We start from the raw sequence: 17,489 nt of genomic DNA, 5'->3' as shown, positions 1-17,489 counted from the left end.
GACCTGTTGCCACCATCCGCCCGGCATGACGTTCGTCGCTCGGGCCGTCTAGGGTCGGCGTCCGTGGCTAACCATCCTGATGTATCGACGCTGGCCGAGCTCCTCGAGTCCGGCTGGGTCTCTCGCTCGGTGAAGGAAGAGATCCGGCAGAACACCCTCGCCCGCATGGCAGCCGGCGACGACCTGTTCCCCGGTGTGCAGGGCTACGAGCACACGGTCATTCCCCAGCTGGAACACGCAATCCTGGCCGGACACGACATCGTGTTCCTGGGTGAGCGCGGGCAGGCGAAGACCAGGATGATCCGCTCGCTCACCAACCTGCTCGATGAGTGGATGCCGATCGTCGCCGGATCCGAGATCAACGACGACCCGACGAATCCTGTGTCGCGCTACGCGATGGACCTCATCGCCTCCGAGGGCGACGACACTCCGATCGCGTGGGTGCATCGTTCCGACCGTTTCGGCGAGAAGTTGGCAACACCCGACACCTCGATCGCCGACCTGATCGGTGAGGTCGACCCCATCAAGGTGGCCGAGGGTCGGTACCTGTCCGACGAGCTCACGCTCCACTACGGCCTCGTCCCGAGAACCAACCGGGGCGTGTTCGCCATCAACGAACTCCCCGACCTCGCCGAGCGCATCCAGGTCGGTTTGCTGAACGTGCTCGAGGAGCGCGATGTGCAGGTCCGCGGCTACAAGGTGCGGCTGCCGATCGATGTCATGCTCGTCGCCTCGGCCAACCCCGAGGACTACACCAACCGCGGCCGCATGATCACCCCGCTGAAGGACCGCTTCGGCGCCCAGATCCGCACCCACTATCCCCTCGACATCAACACCGAGGTCGAGATCGCCCTGCAGGAAGCGAACCTGCCCGACGACGGTCCGGCGGTCTTCATTCCGGACTTCATGGCCGAACTCATCGCCACCTTCACCCACGCCGCTCGGGGCAGCGGCCACATCAACCAGGCGTCGGGTGTCTCGGTGCGGCTCACGGTGTCGAACCTCGAAACCCTGGCAGCAGCGGCCGTTCGCCGTTCGCTCCGCATGGGCGAGGCCGGTCTCGACTCCGGCACCGTGGTGCCACGGGTCAGCGACCTCGATGCGTTGATCGCGTCGACGGCAGGCAAGATCGAGATCGAGGCCCTCGACGAAGGCCGCGACGGCGAGGTCATCGATCACCTGATGCGCTCCGCGATCGTCGAGCTGTTCAAGCGCCGCCTGTCCGGTGAGGGCATTCGTCAGGTCGCCGATGCGTTCGAGGGCGACATCGTTGCGTCGTCGGGCGACGACGTACCGATCGGCGACTACGTCGACCTCATGGCCAAGGTTCCGGCGCTGGCCGTGCCGGCGGCCGAGCTGCTCGGCGATCAGGCCGACCAGCTCGACGATGCGGGCAGAGCCGCGGCCAACGCGTCGGCCATCGAGCTGATCCTCGAGGGCATGCATCTGTCGAAGCGCCTCAACAAGGACGCGATCGGCACACGCTCCGCCTACCGGTCTCGGATGTAGCTCGTGGGCCTGCGGGCCCCGATCTGGTCAGGCCGAACCGAAGACCCCAGCGGACGGGCGCTCGCTGCGGTCCCGAGCGACGATGCCGGGCTCGAGGTGTTCACCTGCTTCCCAGTGCCAGCCGTCGATCGGGCTGGACTGGAACCAGCCATCGACGCCGACGTCGGCGGCCGCCGCCATCAGCTCGCCGAGATAGTCGGCGCGGCTCGGCTCCGATGTCGGGGCGGGTGCCAGGTCGGCAACGGCACACAGCGGGCGGTCGCCGACGTGATCGGCAACCCGGCTGAGTCCTTCCGCGAGGCGGTCGATGACGTTTGCCTGCGGGTGCAGATGCCATCCACCATCGCCGTCGACCACGATGGGTGGGCGGAGCTGGACGAAGACCTGGTCGAAGGCATCGGCCAGGTCGGCGACCGGCCGACCCGGGAGGTTCCCCGCTTGGACGGTGCCGTCGACGATCGCCTGCAGCCACGGACGGAGGAAGAGATCGTCGAGATGCCCGACCTCGCGTGACGCCTTCACGTTGGTCGTCCCGTGCTCAGCGCTGCGCTCGGGAACGAAGACCCGGGCGGTCTGGTAGGTGGCAACTGGCGCCGAGCCTCGCAGTATGCGCCACGCCTCGGCCTCGGCGAGCGCGAGGTCGCGCACCGCTTCGGCTGCCTTCACCGGGTTCGTACCACCGGGTGGGGCCTTGTCGATCAGCCGAGCCCGCACCCCGAGATGGGCGGGCTCACGCATCGGCACCCAGCCGTCGGCAAGATCGCCGAAGGTCTCACCCACCCATTCGACATGGCGCGGCCACAGCAGCCGGCGAGCGTGGCCGTCGGCGAAGCCGTGTTCGTCGTAGGTGAACCAGCCGGGAGCCGTTCCGTCGAGCAGGCAGAGCCACACGGTCAGACCTCGATCACGGGCGGCGACGATCACGTCGCGCGTGAGCATCGTGGCGACCGGGTCGTGGCGGCCAGGCTCGGGCTCGAGGCGGGCCCACTCGACGGTCAGCACGACCTCGTTGGCGCCGAGGGATGCCACCTGTTCGAGATCATCGGTCCAACGCTGCACATCGATCCCGTGGTCGAACCCGGCGGGAGCGCGGCCGGTCGAGATCCAGTACGACCAGTCGGCGGTCGGACTCACCCCGTCGAGTTCGGCCGAGGTGAGTACCACGCCTCGACGTGCCGAGCCGGCCATCAGGCCCCGATGACGAGGCGCCGGATCTCGTCGACGGCGGCGGTGGTGTCGTTGCCGACCAGCACGGTCACCATCTCGAGGTCTCGCGCCACCTCGAGATTGGTGTCGGCGTCGTCGATCACCAGGGTGTGGGCGGGGTCGAGGTCGAAGGTCTCGAGGATCAGCGAGTAGTAGGCGGGGTTGGGCTTGCGCATCCCGACCAGCGCCGAGTTGACGATGGCGTGCACCAGGCCGCTTTCGAGGTAGCGGGCGGCGAGGATGTCCTGCGCCGTCTCGAAGTTGTTGGTGGCCAGCACGATGAGGGTGTCGGTCTCGGCGAGGTCTTCGAGCAACTGGATCATCTCGGGCCGGTCGGCGGCATGGAAGATCGACGGCGGCTCGGCGTCGAAGAGGCGCCCCGCACCCTCGGCGATGTCGTCCATGTGCGCCCGAAGATCATCGTCGGAGATCTGGCCGATTTCGGCTCGATGAATGATCGAGTCGGGATCGGTCATGTAGCCCGCGAGTCCCTCCAGCGCTCTGGTGAGTTCGTCGGCTCCGAAGCCGAGCTCGTTCACCGAATGAAGTACTGCATCGAGCAGGGGAACGGTGATGGTCCCGGCCCAGTCGATGATGATCGCATCGAAGCCATCTGAGGTCATGGCGTCAGGCTAGGGGTGCCACGATGGGGGGAGGACAGGGGCACCACCGGTCTGCTACAACGTGGGTTCGGCTTTCCGGCCGAGTGTCGGCTGTGAGGGCAAGCTGCGAGGGCAAGCGGTGAGGGACTGGTGAGCTACGCCATTGGCATCGATCTGGGGACCACGTTCACCGCGGCTGCGGTGTGCGACCCCGGTGTCGCGCCACAGATGCTGTCGCTCGGTTCCAGTGGCTACAGCGTCCCCTCGGTGCTCTTCCTGCGGGAAGAGGGCGCGTTTCTCGCAGGTGAAGCCGCAGAACTGCGGGCCGCGGGTGACCCCACTCGGGTGGCGCGCCATTTCAAGCGGCGGCTCGGCGACGACGTCCCGATCCGACTCGCCGGCACTGCATTCGATCCGCTGACGCTCACCAGGGAACTCCTTGGGTGGGTGCTCGATCTGGTCACCTCCCGCCGGGGCGAGGCGCCTGCGGTCGTCGTGCTCACGCACCCGGCCAACTGGGGCGAGTTTCGCGTCGATCTGCTTCGCGACGCCGTCGATCTCGCCGATTCGAACACCCTGCTGATCTCCGAGCCTGCGGCGGCTGCAGCCCACTACGTCCAGGGTGAGCGGGTCGAGCCAGGCGAGCTGATCGGGGTGTACGACCTCGGCGGTGGCACCTTCGACGCGGTCGTCATGCGCCGAACCGAGAACGGCTTCGAGACCGCCGGTCGGGCGGGCGGGATCGAGCGGCTCGGTGGTGTCGATTTCGACGACGCCATCTGGTCCTACGTATTGACAGAAGCCGAGGTCGAACTCGGTGCCGACGACGACGCCACGCTGGCCGCGGCCTACGACCTCCGGTCGAACTGCGTTGCCGCAAAGCGGCTGCTCTCGGTCGACACCTCGGCCGACATTCGGGTGCCGCTGCGCGCCGCCACTTCGTCGGTGCGGTTGACCCGGGCGGAGTTCGAACGACGCATCCGTCCCCGACTCGCCGAATCGATCGAGGCATTCGACGACGTCTTGAGCAGCGCCGGGATCGTCGCCGGTGATCTCAGCCGTATTCTCCTGGTCGGCGGATCGAGTCGCATTCCCCTCGTCGGCGAGATGCTGGCATCCCACTTCGGTGTTCCCATCGCCGTCGACTCCGATCCGAAGAACGCCGTCGCCCTCGGTGCTGCCGGATTCGGAGCCACGTCGCTCGCCCCGGTGAGCGTGGCGTCATCGTTCCGGGCTCAGACCCGCACCGTGTCCGCCACGCCCGAGGCTCGTCGAGCGTTCACGCCGCCAGCCCCGACCACTCCATCGTTCGAGCCGACGGCCGCCCCTCCGCCCACCACCGAGCCATCGGTTCGAGCGGTGCCGCCGTCACCACCGGCCGACCTCCCTCGACCCCCGAGCCCAACGATGCCGCCGCCGGCAGCGGCGCCCGCCGCTCGGTCCACCGTGGCACCGGCCCCGGGCCCTTCGACGCCGCCGGCCGCCCGTACCGCGCCGGCCCCCACCTCGGCACCGGCGGTGCCATCACCCACCTCGCCGGCGCTGCCCCCCGCCGCGACCCCGAACGATCCGCCGGTCGTGCACACCGATCCGGTGCGCCGCGCGCCGCTCGAGCCCGCAGCGCCATTGGCGCCGCAAGCGCCGTCGCCGCGGCCGAGTTCCGACCGGCTCCCTCCGCCGGCCGGTGCGCCGCGCCCCCCGGCTCGACCTGCGGGCTCCGACGCCGTGACCGACGGCCCGAGCCGACCAGCCGAGCCGACCGCCAACAGCCTGGCTCCCCTCGATCCCTCCGCTCGTCGCCAGAGCTCCGACGGCGACCTCGCCTCGGTGTCCACCGAATCCCGCCACCGGGTGCGGACACCGGTCTCGATGGATGCGCCCGCCGTCGCTCAATTCGAGACGGTACCGGCCCAGGCCCAGCCCGTCGGATCCAACCAAACGCTGATGTTGGCGGTCATCGTGCTCCTCGTGATCGCCATTGCACTGGGTGGGTATTTCGTGTTCGTCAAGTAGTCGTCGACGTCCCGGGCCTGGCCCGGCGGCCTCGAGTGAGTAAGAGTGGATCTGCGTCCAGGAGGGAAGAAGATGAGCATCCAAGCCGAGCCGAGTCAGGTCGAGGCGTTCCGTGAGCGATTCGAGTCGATTCATCAGAACGTCTCGCGAGTCATCCGGGGCAAACCGGGCGAGATCCGTCTCGCCCTCACGTGCATGCTTGCCGAGGGCCACCTGCTGATCGACGATGTGCCGGGAACCGGTAAGACCACGCTGGCCAAGGCCATCGCCGCGTCGTTGGGCTCCACCATGCACCGGATCCAGTTCACTCCCGATCTGCTTCCCACCGATGTCACGGGTTCGCAGATCTACGACGCCAGCACCGGCTCGTTCCGCTTCCACCCGGGGGGTGTCTTCGCCAATGTCGTCTTGGCCGACGAGATCAACCGTGCGTCGCCGAAGACCCAGTCCGCCCTGCTCGAGGTGATGGAGGAGCGGCAGGTCACCATCGACAGCCATCGCCATCTCGTGCCTCGTCCGTTCGTGGTGATCGCCACGCAGAACCCGGTCGAGTTCGACGGCACCTATCACCTGCCCGAGGCACAGATCGACCGTTTCATGATGCGGATGGCCATGGGCTATCCCAGTCACGAAGCCGAGGTCGAGGCCATCGCCAACCGCCTCCACGGTCAGCGCCCCGAGGAACTCACCCCGGCGGTCACCGCTGAGGCGTTCGAGTGGATGATCGGCGTGGCCGGATCGGTGCACGTGGCCGACTCGCTCCAGCAGTACGCCGTCACCATTGCGGCCGCCACCCGGCGGATGGATGAACTCCGCCTGGGTGTGTCCCCTCGTGGCAGCCTCGCATTGATCAAGGCCGGCCAGGCGTGGGCGGCGGCGAAGGGCCGCACCTTCGTGTCGGCTGACGATCTGCGGGAGTTGGCGCCGTTCGTCCTCGGGCACCGGATGCTGCTGTCGCCCGAAGCCGAGCTCCAGGGCTTCACCAGCGCCGACCTGATCCAGCGCACCCTCGACGCCGTCCCGCTGCCGGAAATCCGCATCTGATGACCGCCAACGGTCGCTGGGCGTTGATCGTCGCAGCGCTGAGCCTGGTGGGCGGGCTGGCAACTGGCTACACGTTCCTCCTCGTCGTGGCCGGCCTGCTCACGCTGTCCGTCGCGTTGGCGGCGCTGTACGTCGCGTGGCGCCCGTCGTTGGTGGCGAGTCAGCACGTCTCGCCTCCCGTGGTGGGGGCCGGCGAGCTGGCGTCAGCTCGGGTGTCGGTCACCAACACGGGCCGGCGCAAGAGCGCACCGATCGTTGCCGCCGACTGGATCGCCGGGCACCAACATTCGGTGGCGCTGCCGGCAGTGAACGCCGGCGAGACCCATGTGTCGCTTCTCACCCTGCCCACCGACCGTCGCGGCCACTTCGAGGTCGGTCCGCTCGAGATCGAGCGTGTCGATCCACTGGGGTTCTTCCGCGCTGCGACGCATCGGGGGTCGACGTCGTCGCTCATCGTGTATCCCGCGGTGCATCACATGTCGCCGTTGCCCACCGGTCACCGTCGGGAGTTCGAAGGCGCAGCGGCCGAGCAGCCCCATGAGGGCGGCATCTCGTTCCACAGTCTGCGCGACTACGAACTCGGAGACGACCTGCGGCTGGTCCACTGGCGCTCGGTCGCCAAGACCGGCACGTTGATGGTGCGCAAGAACATCATCACCAGTGAGCCCCGCCTGATGATCGTGCTCGACACCTGGAGCGGTTCCTACGGGGGTGACAGCTTCGAGGATGCCGTACGGATCGCGGCATCCCTGGTCCAGGCCGGCTGCAGCAGCCACTATCCCGTGATGTTCCGCACCACCGGCGGGCTCGCGGCCGATGCAGCCGCTTCGGGTGAGGGACGGGTGGCGATCATGCGCATCCTGGCCGGTATCCAGCCCAGCGATGCCGACCCGGGGCTCAACGGCGTCATCCGATTCGCGGAAGGAGCCGAGGGCGTCTCCCTCGGGGCGATCACCGGGCAACCGCCGGCCGAACGCACCGCTGGCATCAGCCGGGTCCGGCCCCGTTTCGACATGGTCACCGTGGTGCAGGTGGGCGAGCACTTCGACCGCCCGCCCATGCGAATCCCGGGCGCGTTGACGCTGAACGGTGCCGACAGCGCCGAGGTGGCCGCCCGGTGGAAGGCGAGGTTCGGATGACGCTCCTCAACAACACCGCCCCGGCCCCGGAGGATCTTCCCGATCCGAGTGTGCGACCGGCACATCTGTCGGATGCCGTCGTCGAGACCGAACGCGCTCGATCGCTCTCGCTTCCGTCGCTTCTCGACCTCGTTGCCGTGGTGGCGATGGTCGTCGGTGCGGCGCTACCGCTGGTGCTGTGGGGGCGGATCTTCGCCGACAACGGGCACATTGCTCCGATCGTGGTGGCCAGTCTCGGGGGTGCCGCCGTTGCCTTGGCCATGTCGATGGTCCGACGCTCCACCGGCGAATCGTTTGCGCTGCTGCTCATCGTGCTCGCCGTGGGGCTGGCCGCCCGCTACAACACGGCTGCCAGCGATCTTCCCGGCGATCTGATCGATTCGTGGAAGTCGCTCGCATCGACCGGCCTCCTCATTGCCACGAGCAAGATGTTCCTGCTCCCGCCGGTGATCGTCACCGCCCTGGCCTCATGGGCAGCAACGACCATCGTCGTGCGGCAGCGTTCCTCGGTTCTCGTTGCCCTTCCGCTGTTCGCAGCCACCGCAGTGGCGCTTGCTTACACCGCGTCGCTGGGTGGTGTGCCGGCATGGTTCGTCGCCGCGATGATGGGTTTGGTCGGCGTCGCGCTCGCGATCGGGGGCCTGCGGCGTCCCGGTGGGGCGAGCTTCGCCGATGCCACGTCGATGCCGTTGCGCCAGGTGCTGTCGAGCCTCGCCTTCGTCGGCTTGCTCGCGCTGGGGGCGGCGGTGCTCACCACCGTCGTGGGCAGCCAACGCGACGACGCACTTGATCTGCGCGCCGAACTCGCTCGTCCGCTCGACATCTACGAGGCCGCAACGCCGCTCGCCAGCGTGAAGGCCGGTCTGATCGCCGACGTGCCGGGGGAAGTGTTCACCATCCGGCTCGACGGGTTGCCCGCCGACACCGAAATCCGATTCCTGCCGGTGGCAACGCTCGACACCTACGACGGCAGCGTGTGGTCGACCACGGCGCAGTTCGAGCCGGCCGGCGCCCGGCTGCCCTCGCCGGAGCAGGTGACCGGTCTCGGTGTCGGTCCGTTCCGGCAGGAGATCGACCTCGGCGACGCCTACCCGTTCCGGTTCCTGCCCCGTGCCGGGATCGTCCGCAACCTGTCGGGCGAGGGCCTCGCATGGGATCCTCGATCCGGCACCGTCGCATCGGTCGACCCGTCGACCGCGGCTTATGCAGCGACGGTCGACCTGGGGCAACCCCGACCCGACGACCTCCCCGACCCGGGTGAGGTTCCCGGCTCGCTTCGCTACGCCTCGGAGCGACCCGAGACCACCGAGGGACAGGCCGAGGTCCTCGGCCAGTACGCCCAGTCCGTGGTCTCCACCGACGACTCGATCCAAGCTCGCCTGGCGAAATTCGAGGCCGACCTGCGCAGCGGCTCCTTCCTCTACAACGAAGAGGCGCCCGCCGGACACAGTCTCGCAGCGCTCACCAGCTACCTGCGGCCCGAGGCCGACACCGACGACCCCAGCGCTGCCGTGCCGAGGATCGGATTCTCGGAACAGTCGGCCTCGGTCTTCGCGGTGCTCGCTCGTGAGATGGGACTCGCGTCGCGAGTGGTGGTCGGCTACCGCCTCGACGAGCCGCTGACGGCAACCGATCCTGAGCGGACTGTGACCGAGGCCCAGATCTACGCCTGGCCCGAGGTGTGGTTCGACGGACTGGGGTGGATCGGCTTCGATCCGACCAACAGCGACAATCGTTCCGACGAGCTCACGGCTCGCACCCCGGCGGTGAGCTCGTCTGGCCAGGAGGCAGCGCAAGGACAGCTGCCGGAGTTCCAGGAGCCGGTGCTGCTCCCACCCGAGGGTGACGACGGTGGCCGATCCAAGCTGTGGTGGTTGCTCCTGATCCCCGCGTTGCCCGTGCTCTACGCCGTCGTGGTGCTCGGGTTGAAGCGGCTCCGCCGGACTCGTCGTCGGCGGAGCGTCGACCCCGATCGTCAGGTGGTCGGCGCGTGGCGCGAGGTGCGGGACCGGTTCGGCGAACTCGGTCTCCCGGCGTCGCGCTCGGCCTCGGCCCTTGACCTTGCCGAACACCTCGACGTGATCGACCTCCGGGATCTTGCCCAACCGGTGGGCGACCTCGCTCCGGTCGTCGACGACGCGCTGTACGCCCCGTTCCCTGTCACCGACGGTCAGGCCGATCGGGCGTGGGAGTTGAGCGGCACCGCCGTCAAGCTCGCCCGCAAGCAGGCCGGCCTCAAACAGCGCCTCGCCGCCGCCCTCGACCCCCGCTCCCTCTTCCGTTAGCTCGATCCCGCCGGCGCCGCACGACTCGCTCACCCCCGAACTGTCGAGGCTGGAGCCCATCTCGCTGAACTGTCCACACTGGAGCCCGATTCTGAGCTCGAGTGCGGACAGTTCGGTGGTTTGGGCTTCAGTGTGGACAGTTCGCTGTGGGTGGTTGGTGCGCCATCTCTCGGCGGTGGAGCTCACCTGGCTCGTTCTCTCGGCTGCTGAGCCCGGTTCTGGGTTGGTGAGCCGAGAGTTCGGTGGGTGTGGGCTCGACAGCCGACAGTTGCGGTGTGGCGACAGCGCAGCCGGTGCCGGAGTGTTGCTGCTTGGAGTGCGTTGCCGGCCCCTCGCTGTGGTCTGCGTCGACCCCACCGGTGCCACCCGGCTGGTCGGCGACCGAACTGTCGGCGCTGGAGCCCATCTCGTTGAACTGTCCACACTGGAGCCCTGTTCTGAGCTTCAGTGTGGACAGTTCGCTGGTTTGGGCTTCAGCGTGGACAGTTGGCGTGTGGACGGTTGAGGTAGAGCCCGCTCGTCGGGTCGAGGGTTAGCCGAAGGTGATGCTGCGGCTGGCCGAGACGGGGGTGCCGGTGGCGACGTCGGTGGCGGTCAGGGTGACCCCGACGGTGCCGGCGGCGTTGTAGCGGAAGCTCATGGTGTCGCCCGCCGGCCACCACTCGAGTTGGCTGCCGTCAGGCGCCGACGGCGACCAGTTCCAGCCCGACGACAGCGCCGGATCGGAGGTCAGCGAGCACGAGACGATCGTGCTGACACCGGTCGAGCCGGGGCTGCAGCTGATCGAGACCGGCGACGGCTGCGGCGGCGGTGTCGTGGTGGTCGAGGTGGAGGTCGTGGTGGTGGCGACTTCCACGAAGGTGATCGTGCGGCTGGCACTCACCGGATTGCCGGTGGCGTTGTCCGTGCCGGTGAGCGTCACGGTGACGTTGCCCGGCTGGGCATAGCCGACGTTGTAACCCCGGTAGTCGCCCCAGGAGTTGAGCGCACCAGGGTTCGGTGCGTTGATCGAGTACGTGAGGCCCGAGAAGTTGTTGAGATCACCGTCGAGGGTGCACCACGACACCTCGCTGCCATCGGCCGGCACGCTGTAGCTGGTGCATGACATGCCGAACGGCGATGGCGGTGTGGTGGTGGGGGGCGTGGTGGTCGTTCCCGTGAACGTGATGGTGAACGGACCGCCGCTCACCGGGGTGCCGGTGGCGGTGTGGGTGCCGGTCACGGTCACCGTGATCTGGCCCGGGTCGAACGAAGCGGTGTAGGACTCGCCAGGGGCGCCCCAGCGGTTGAGTTCGAGATTGCTCGGATTCGACACGTTGTAGGTGAGGCCCGTGAACTCCGCGTAGTTCCCGTCGGCCAGCTTGCACGTGGTGGCGCTCGTTCCGTTGGCCGGCTGCGTGGTGGGGCTGCACACCGGGTTGAAGGCGAACGTCGGCGCAGCGGCGGTCACCGTGACGGTCTTGGAGATCGTCGTGGACCCGGCACCGCCGAGCACGACTTCGATCCGATACGTGCCCGGGTTGTTCCACCGGATGTTGGTGGTCTCGCCACTCGGGTTGGAGAAGGTGGGGCTGCCTTGGGCCGTCCAGCTCCACGAGGCGATGTTGGTACCCGAGGCGCTGAAGCTGTTGGTGGTGCCGGCCTCGACCGAGCTCGGTCCGGTGACCGTTCCCTCGGGCAAGACCTGGATCACGGTATTGGCAACACTGATCGAGAACGTGTCGCTGCGGTCGTTGCCGCTCACCTTGTCACGACCGGTCAGTGTGACCGTGATGGTGCCCTCGACTGCGGACGACACCGTGTAGCTGGTGGGCCCGCTCGGGCCCCGGGTCGCCTGCGATGGATTGGGCACGGTGGAGGAGAACGCAAGGTCCCAGAAGTCGTTGGGATCGCCGACGAGCGAGCAGGTGGCGGTGTCGCCCGTGCTCATGCTGGACGGCGAGCAGTTCACACCGAAGGGTGAGTCGGGTCCGCCGATCGCCGGCCGCAGGATCGTGATCTCCCGGGTGACGGTGTCGGTCTCGCTGCCTCGCTTGATCTCGAGCGTGACGGTCTTGGGTCCGGGCTCGGTCCAGCTGGAGGTGGCGTTCGGCGACGTGGAGAAGTTGGGCGTGCCGCCGGGGAAGGTCCAGCGGTAGCTCGCCGGATCGCCCTGTGAGGTGCTCTGGAAGCTCACGTCGGCCGACACCTCGGCATCGGCCGGGGCGGTGAATGAGGCCTCAAGCGGGATCAGGTCGGGGTTGTCAACCACCTTGACGCTGATGGCCGGCGTGACGCAGTTGTTGTCGGCGTCACACGCCTTGATCGCCACGCTGTAGGTGCCCGGGTCGTAGAACGTGTAGTCGAACTCGCCGAAGGTCTCGAACTTGGCCTGCTTGCCCGAGTCGGGCGACACGATCAGCTGCCAGAAGTTCGGCTTGCCCTTGACCGTGATCGAGCTGAAGTGCAGCGTGCCGCCGGCCTCGACCTGGCTGCCGCTCGCACCGATCTGGATGACCAGTGGCGCCGGGTTCTCGGTGGTCGTCGTGGTCTCGGTGCCCGGATCGGTGGTGACGGTCGTCTCGGGGCCCGGGTCGGTGGATGGGCCGGGCGTCCCGTTGGGGTCGGTGACCGGGGTGGTGTTCTCGGTCTCGGGGCCCGCCGGTGAGGTATCGGGCGTGGTGGGCTCCGGGCCGCTGTCGCCGCCGCCATCGTTCGGTGCGGTGGTGGGGGTGGTGGCGTCGGTGTCGGGCTGGGCCGACTGGGCGTTCGCCTCCTGCTGTGGCTCATCGGGCGTGGTCTGGCGACCGGCAACGGCGATGTCGTCGACCTCGGAGTCGCCGAGCGGTGCGGCGACGAATCCGCCGTCGCTCGCCTCGTCGTACTTCGAGATCGGTTCGATGGTGCCATCGCGATGGATCAGGCCGGCCCGCGACGAGTGGGGGTCGTTGTACCAGACCGCCCCGTTCTCGGCGACCAGCTGGACCTCGGTGCCGGGCTCGACCCCTTCGAGGCTCCGGCGCTGCACGTTGTCGAGCGCATCGAAGTCGACGACGATCACTTCGCCCGACTCGACGTCTTGTACGACCGCCCAGCCGAAGGTCAGGATCGGGCGGCTGTAGGTGCTCGACCCCAGCGACAAGAAGTCGTCGGCGGTGGGGCACCCGGACTGGCGAGGATTCCACAGGAAGGCGCTGCCATCGTCGGCCACCACGAAGAGATGATCGTCGGCGCCATTGGCCTTGAGTTGGGCGCCGGCGGTGACTTCGAGTCGATTGCACACATGGCCACCGTCGGCGAGCCACACGGTGTGGTCGTCGAGGTCGACCGCAGCATCGGTCGAGCCGAGGTCGGCCAGCGCTGTCGGGCCACGCAGATCGTCGACATCGGAGGCGGGTGAGCCGTCGATGTGGAACTTGCGCACGGGGGCGTCGGGATCGTTGCTGGCGTAGATGAGGTCGCCGTCATCGGTGACGAGCCCGTCTCCGAAGGCCGAACCCACGGGCACGGCGTCGCGCTGAGCGAGGGACTCCAGGTCGAGCGGTGCCACCGAGCCGGACTTCACGAGCCAGCCGACATCGTGGCCGGCGACGACGGCCATGGCTTCGCCGGGCTTGGCGAACTGCACCCTGCCGGTGGTGATGGACCACGAGGCGCCATCGAGTCGGGAGACGGTGCCGTCGGAGGTGTTGACGATGAGGGCATCGGAGCCCCACTGCACGACGCCGAAGTCGTCGTTGTTGTCGGCGACACCGAGTGAGGTGGCGATCGAACCCGATCCCCCGTCGAGGAGGCTGACCCCGCCGAGCACCTGCGATGGCAGCCACACGGCGCCATCGGACAGACGAACCTGCACCTCGGAGCGGGGCTCGCTGGTGGTGATCATCCACGAGGTGAGCACCACGGCAGCGACGCCGACGGACGCCAGCGCGGTGCCGGTGAGATTGAGTGAGCGGTTGCGCAGAGCGGCAACCCAGCGTTCGATGGACATCGGCCCTCCTCCGATGGCACCCGAAATCGGATGCCCAGGTGTGTTGCACCCAGAGGGTCAACGCTACTTCAGCGCCGACCGGGGTGCGAGGTCAGTGTGTTCCGGACGGCGCCTGGGGTCATGGGGGAAATCCCCCGACCGGGTGCGGGTCGTGGGGCGGGAGTAGGGTCACTGGGCATGATCGGTAACCGGTTTCGGTATTCGCGCTGGGATGGCACACAGAAGGGCTTCGAACTCGACGCCTTCGACGTGATGGAACAGCTCACCGACGATCTGCTGTACCACGGTGACCCCATGGCCGCACTGCGCAAGCTGATGCAAGAGGGCTTCGAGGACCGCAACGGTGAGCGGATCCAGGGATTGCGCGAGATCATGGAGAAGCTGCGCCAGGAGCGCCGTGAGCGGCTCGAGAACCATGATCTCGGTGGCGTCTACGACGAGATCAACGAGGCGCTCAACGACGTGATCGATGCCGAACAGCAGGGGCTCGCCGACCGCGAGGCGCTGGCCGACATGCAACTGGCCGACCCGGACACCTCGGCCGCCGATCAGCGAAACGCCGAGCTGGCCAAGGAGACCACTGCGTCGAAGCAGATGGAGCTGGCCATGCTGCCCGACGACCTTGCCGGCAAGGTCCGCTCATTGCAGAACTACGACTTCGAATCCGCCGAGGCGCAACAGAAGTTCGACGAGCTGGTCGACAAGCTTCGCAACGAGCTGGTCAAGCAGCAGTTCCAGTCGATGGCCGAGGGCATGGAGAACATGACGCCCGAAGACCTGGCGCGCATGAAGGACATGATGGCCGAGCTGAATCGGATGCTCGAGCAGCGAGCCAATGGCGAGGAGCCCGACTTCGACAAGTTCATGGAGGACTACGGCGACTTCTTCCCGAACAACCCCGAGACCCTCGACGAGTTGCTCGAGCAGATGGCGCAACAGATGGCGGCCATGCAGGCGCTGCTGAATTCGATGACCCCCGAGCAGCGCCAGCAGCTGATGGACCTGTCGAACCAGCTCCTCGAAGACATGGACCTCAACTTCGAGATGAGCCGGCTGAGCCAGAACCTCCAGGGGATGTTCCCGAACGCCGGGTGGCAGCAGAGCTACGACTTCTCCGGCTTCGATCCACTCGGCATGGCCGATGCCTCGCAGATGCTCGCAGAGCTGGGCCAGCTCGATCAGTTGGAGCAGTTCCTCCAGAATCCGTCCTCACCGGCCGCCCTCGCCGAGGTCGACCTCGAGCAGGTCCGCCGGCTCATGGGCGAGGACGAGGCGGCAAGTCTCGAGCGCATTGCCGAACTGGCCAAGATGCTCGAAGACTCCGGGCTCGTACAGAACAAGGAGGGCCGGCTCGAGCTCACGCCGCGAGGGCTGCGACGGCTGGGCCAGCAAGCGCTCGGCGACCTGTTCTCCAAGATGGACCCGAACCGGGTCGGCAAGCACGACACCAATCGCTCGGGGATCGGCCACGAGCGGAACTTCGACACCAAGCCCTACGAGTTCGGTGATCCGTTCAACCTCCACATCGAAAAGACCGTGAGCAACGCGATCCGTCGCTCGGGCGGCGGTACACCCGTCAAGCTCACACCGGAGGACTTCGAGATCGAACGGACCGAGCGGCAGGTGCGCTCGGCCACGGTGCTGATGCTCGACCTGTCGTTGTCGATGCCGATGCGTGACAACTTCCTGCCGGCCAAGAAGGTGGCCATGGCGCTGTACTCGTTGATCTCGAGCCAGTACCCCAACGACTACCTCGGGATCGTGACCTTCTCCGAGATGGCGCACGAACTCAAGCCAGCCGACCTGCCCGAGGTGAGCTGGGACTTCGTCTATGGCACGAACATGCACCACGCCTTCAAGCTGTCGCAGCGCATGCTGGCGAAGGAGTCGGGCACCAAGCAGATCATCATGATCACCGACGGTGAACCCACGGCGCATCTGCTCGCCGACGGAACGCCGCTGTTCAGCTATCCGCCGCTGCGCGAGACGGTCGAGGCCACGTTCGCCGAGGTGATGCGATGCACCAAGGCGGGCATCACGATCAACACCTTCATGCTCGATCCCGACTCGGGGCTGCGGGGGTTCGTCGAGCGTCTGACCGAGATCAACCGAGGCCGAGCGTTCTTCACCACGCCGCAGAACCTCGGTGACTATGTGCTGGTCGATTTCATCGAACACAAGCGCAAGCTGTTGAAGGGTCGCGGTTCGGCCTGAACCCCGGGATGAAAACGCACGGTGCGTGGCTGAACACTCACCTCGCGCGCTCAAATGTCGAGTGGTCGTCGGGAAACCGCAGAAAACCAGGGCACGAGCACGCAAAAGCCGCGATTCACCTTGTCAAACGCGCGTGATCACGGCAGAATCGCACCGTTGTAATTACATGGTACCCCTGGCGCGGCGCTGGGTGGGGAATGGTCGAAGGGGAAACCCATGCGACCGAACCATCCGCAGGTTTCCCTCCTGTCGTGCCGTCGGCAACTCATCCCGGTCCCGCAACTCTCTCGACCTTCCGCATCGAGGACCGGCGTAGCGGAGGAGTAGGCAGTCATGCGAAGTGGGCGAAAACAACTGGCGCTGGACACGACCTGGCAAGAGTTCTCGAACTGCTTGGGCGTTGATCCTGACCTCTTCTTCCCCGAACGGGGCGCCTCCACGCGTGAGGCAAAAGAAGTGTGCCGTGGCTGTGTCGTCCGAGGAGACTGTCTCGAGTTCGCGCTTGCCAACGGTGAGAAGTTCGGCATCTGGGGTGGCATGAGCGAGCGTGAGCGGCGCCGCATCCGTCGTCAGCGAGCGCTCGAGCGCGAGACCGTGCCTGCCCCGGTCGAAGTCGTGTCGGCCCACTTCGGCTGACGCCGACGAGTCATCTCACCTCGTGATCGGCTCCCGCCGGTGATGCGTTGGCAATCGGCGGTACTCTTCGAGCCATGGCAGGACTCAAGCCCCAAGAACTTCTGATCATCTTGGTCATCCTTCTCGTGTTGTTCGGCGGCGCGAAGCTGCCCCAGCTCGCGAGAAACCTGGGCCGGGCGCAGAAGGAATTCAAGGATGGGATCGCTGAGGGCTCGTCCTCGGCGTCAGACGAGAACTCGAAGAGCGAGTAACCAGTATCAATCCGTCAACGGCGGGAACTTCCCCCACCGAACCGCCGTTGTGAGTCACGATCGGAGGGCGGGAACACGTGGCACGTTCTCGTCGCACGCTCACCGATCAGGCAACCTCTGACGTTCCCTCGTGGGAAGAGGTTGCACTCACTCACGGTCGGTTCATCTACAGCGTCGCGTACCGCCTCACTGGGAACCACCACGATGCGCAGGATCTGGTGCAAGAAGTGTTGTTGCGAGTCAGGCGAGGACTAGCCACCTACCAGCCCGGGAATCTCGAGGGCTGGCTCGGTCGAATCACCACCAACGCGTTCCTCGACCGGGTCCGACGCGACAAGCGACGACCCACCGTGCCACTGCCCGACGAGCCCGATCGGGTCATCGCCGGCACCGAAGGCATCGACGCCGAACTCGAAGCCAGCGATCTGCCGCAGCACCTCCAGGACATGTTGGGTGAGCTGCCGGTCGACTATCGCATTCCGGTGATCATGAAAGACGTGTTCGGTTACTCCTACGAAGACATCGCCGAGCGCCTCGACATCCCGATCGGCACCGTCAGGTCGCGGATTCACCGTGGTCGCGGCCGGTTGCGAGAGGCGATGGCGGCATGAAGGCAGCCC

The 17,489-nt window shown here is 67.1% G+C and carries 12 protein-coding genes; 9 read left to right on the top strand and 3 right to left on the bottom strand.

What is annotated here, in order from left to right; genetic code table 11:
• Positions 1–63 precede the first annotated feature (63 nt).
• Positions 64–1,509 (top strand): sigma 54-interacting transcriptional regulator, encoded by a 1,446-nt coding sequence (locus R2733_07310; GenBank protein MEZ5376311.1) that lies wholly within the window; start codon positions 64–66, stop codon positions 1,507–1,509.
• 27 nt (positions 1,510–1,536) lie between these two features.
• Here R2733_07310 and R2733_07305 read toward each other — a convergent pair whose 3' ends face one another.
• Complete coding sequence (locus R2733_07305) at positions 1,537–2,697, bottom strand: beta-galactosidase (protein MEZ5376310.1); 1,161 nt, start codon at positions 2,695–2,697, stop codon at positions 1,537–1,539.
• Positions 2,697–3,338 carry an HAD-IA family hydrolase gene (locus R2733_07300; protein MEZ5376309.1) on the bottom strand — a complete coding sequence of 214 codons (642 nt, stop codon included), beginning with the start codon at positions 3,336–3,338 and terminating at the stop codon, positions 2,697–2,699. Before R2733_07300 ends, R2733_07305 begins: the two co-directional genes overlap by 1 nt.
• 129 nt (positions 3,339–3,467) lie before the next feature.
• On the opposite strand from R2733_07300, the gene R2733_07295 reads away from it, so the two are divergent.
• From R2733_07295 to R2733_07280, 4 genes are all read left to right on the top strand, one after another.
• Positions 3,468–5,330 carry an Hsp70 family protein gene (locus tag R2733_07295; protein ID MEZ5376308.1) on the top strand — a complete coding sequence of 621 codons (1,863 nt, stop codon included), beginning with the start codon at positions 3,468–3,470 and terminating at the stop codon, positions 5,328–5,330.
• A gap of 72 nt (positions 5,331–5,402) precedes the next feature.
• Complete coding sequence (locus R2733_07290; protein ID MEZ5376307.1) at positions 5,403–6,374, top strand: MoxR family ATPase; 972 nt, start codon at positions 5,403–5,405, stop codon at positions 6,372–6,374.
• Positions 6,374–7,513, top strand: a complete 1,140-nt coding sequence (locus R2733_07285; protein MEZ5376306.1) for a DUF58 domain-containing protein — start codon at positions 6,374–6,376, stop codon at positions 7,511–7,513. The genes R2733_07290 and R2733_07285 overlap by 1 nt, the downstream gene beginning before the upstream one ends.
• Positions 7,510–9,798 (top strand): transglutaminase domain-containing protein, encoded by a 2,289-nt coding sequence (locus tag R2733_07280; protein ID MEZ5376305.1) that lies wholly within the window; start codon positions 7,510–7,512, stop codon positions 9,796–9,798. The genes R2733_07285 and R2733_07280 overlap by 4 nt, the downstream gene beginning before the upstream one ends.
• Positions 9,799–10,330: 532 nt before the next feature.
• Here R2733_07280 and R2733_07275 read toward each other — a convergent pair.
• Entirely contained in the window at positions 10,331–13,768 is a 3,438-nt protein-coding gene (locus R2733_07275) for a PKD domain-containing protein (GenBank protein MEZ5376304.1), read from the bottom strand.
• A gap of 177 nt (positions 13,769–13,945) precedes the next feature.
• On the opposite strand from R2733_07275, the gene R2733_07270 reads away from it, so the two are divergent.
• The 4 genes from R2733_07270 (at position 13,946) to R2733_07255 (ending at position 17,480) form a co-directional block, all read left to right on the top strand.
• Positions 13,946–15,982, top strand: coding sequence for a hypothetical protein (locus tag R2733_07270; protein ID MEZ5376303.1), 2,037 nt, complete (start codon positions 13,946–13,948; stop codon positions 15,980–15,982).
• Positions 15,983–16,315: 333 nt separating this feature from the next.
• Positions 16,316–16,618, top strand: a complete 303-nt coding sequence (locus tag R2733_07265; protein ID MEZ5376302.1) for a WhiB family transcriptional regulator — start codon at positions 16,316–16,318, stop codon at positions 16,616–16,618.
• Positions 16,619–16,692: 74 nt separating this feature from the next.
• Complete coding sequence (gene tatA, locus R2733_07260; protein ID MEZ5376301.1) at positions 16,693–16,869, top strand: twin-arginine translocase TatA/TatE family subunit; 177 nt, start codon at positions 16,693–16,695, stop codon at positions 16,867–16,869.
• 77 nt (positions 16,870–16,946) lie between these two features.
• Complete coding sequence (locus tag R2733_07255; protein MEZ5376300.1) at positions 16,947–17,480, top strand: sigma-70 family RNA polymerase sigma factor; 534 nt, start codon at positions 16,947–16,949, stop codon at positions 17,478–17,480.
• The last annotated feature ends 9 nt before the right edge of the window (positions 17,481–17,489 follow it).

The sequence above is a fragment of the Acidimicrobiales bacterium genome (assembly GCA_041394265.1).
In the GTDB taxonomy this organism is placed as follows: Bacteria; Actinomycetota; Acidimicrobiia; order Acidimicrobiales; family SZUA-35; genus JBBQUN01.
Note: the sequence above shows the minus strand (reverse complement) of the source record. Positions and strands in the feature narration are given on the sequence as shown.

Excerpts from the sequence above, each read along its gene's own strand:
- tatA (MEZ5376301.1), top strand. The coding sequence starts at position 16,693 with ATGGCAGGACTCAAGCCCCAAGAACTTCTGATCATCTTGGTCATCCTT.
- R2733_07290 (MEZ5376307.1), top strand. The coding sequence starts at position 5,403 with ATGAGCATCCAAGCCGAGCCGAGTCAGGTCGAGGCGTTCCGTGAGCGA.
- R2733_07300 (MEZ5376309.1), bottom strand. The coding sequence starts at position 3,338 with ATGACCTCAGATGGCTTCGATGCGATCATCATCGACTGGGCCGGGACC.
- R2733_07280 (MEZ5376305.1), top strand. The coding sequence starts at position 7,510 with ATGACGCTCCTCAACAACACCGCCCCGGCCCCGGAGGATCTTCCCGAT.
- R2733_07285 (MEZ5376306.1), top strand. The coding sequence starts at position 6,374 with ATGACCGCCAACGGTCGCTGGGCGTTGATCGTCGCAGCGCTGAGCCTG.
- R2733_07270 (MEZ5376303.1), top strand. The coding sequence starts at position 13,946 with ATGATCGGTAACCGGTTTCGGTATTCGCGCTGGGATGGCACACAGAAG.
- R2733_07275 (MEZ5376304.1), bottom strand. The coding sequence starts at position 13,768 with ATGTCCATCGAACGCTGGGTTGCCGCTCTGCGCAACCGCTCACTCAAT.
- R2733_07265 (MEZ5376302.1), top strand. The coding sequence starts at position 16,316 with ATGCGAAGTGGGCGAAAACAACTGGCGCTGGACACGACCTGGCAAGAG.
- R2733_07305 (MEZ5376310.1), bottom strand. The coding sequence starts at position 2,697 with ATGGCCGGCTCGGCACGTCGAGGCGTGGTACTCACCTCGGCCGAACTC.